This is a genomic window from Pseudomonas sp. 5P_5.1_Bac1 (assembly GCF_025466015.1).
Lineage (GTDB): Bacteria > Pseudomonadota > Gammaproteobacteria > Pseudomonadales > Pseudomonadaceae > Aquipseudomonas.
Genome location: NZ_JANLNX010000032.1, coordinates 1 through 930, shown reverse-complemented (window position 1 = coordinate 930; position 930 = coordinate 1). Strand labels below are relative to the sequence as shown.

2 protein-coding genes are annotated in these 930 nt (G+C 45.9%); both read right to left on the bottom strand.

Features of this window, described 5'->3' with window-relative positions:
- A partial coding sequence (locus tag NTD82_RS05585; RefSeq protein WP_262128036.1) for a transposase occupies positions 1–339 on the bottom strand: 339 nt, incomplete at its 3' end.
- Positions 340–449: 110 nt separating this feature from the next.
- The gene (locus tag NTD82_RS05580) at positions 450–917 is read right to left on the bottom strand and encodes a hypothetical protein (RefSeq protein ID WP_262128035.1); all 468 of its coding nucleotides are present in this window, start codon (positions 915–917) and stop codon (positions 450–452) included.
- Positions 918–930 lie beyond the last annotated feature (13 nt).

Sequence of the window (930 nt, the reverse complement as noted above, 5' to 3'; positions counted from 1 at the left end):
GCTCTCTGACTGCACCACACTGGACTTATATCGGCTTTCCCATAACGTTCCTGATCGCCCTTCTAACTTATTCCGATATCGCGTCGCTCGGGCTGCCAACGCCTTCATCATCTGACCAAGGCCTGCGACTGCCTCTCCAGGCTCCAACAACAGGTGGACATGATTTGTCATCAGGCAGTAAGCATAAATTTTTATACCAAATGCGTCCTTCAGTTCCTGTAGATCATTGACGTAGCGCTGGTAGTCCTCCGCAGCAGCGAATACCACCTGTCGGTTGTGACCACGCTGAACGACGTGATGGGGGTAGTTGGGTAATACGACTCGTCCTATTCTTGGCATAGCAACCTCATTCCATTGAGGTTTTCAGCTTAGCAAAGCGAAAGAAAATAAATCTGTCCCCTTTTTCGTTGTTTTTCACATGTCCCCTTTTCCCTCTTCCCCCTTGTCAATTACGATGCCTTTTTCTCCTCCGGCAAAAAAAAGCGTGCCATCAACCAGCATGTAAAAAACGACGCAAAAAAAATCATAGCCATTTCAAAAAAGTAATCTGAGAACTGGGCATTCCCCACACCATTTACTATTACAACAACAAACAACAACGCCCAAAGCATGGCAATAAAGCCTCCCAACAAAGGAACAAGCACACAGTTTCGTGACGTTCTACTGATCCTCATCCAAGCGATTACCAGTGCGAATACTAGAAACGGTGGAAGAAACGCCACCTGCGCAATGAACGGCGCGACAATAGGCATAAATAACAGCTCCACCCCTTTGACCTCACCCAACAAATTTGGAGCACTCACCAATTGCACAAGCAGTGCAACAAATCTGTAAATACCCGCAATAAACCCCAACACAAATGGACAGAAAAAAAACACGATAAATACTTTGCGACGCGGGTATTTTATTACATTCATGGTTTACAGCCCT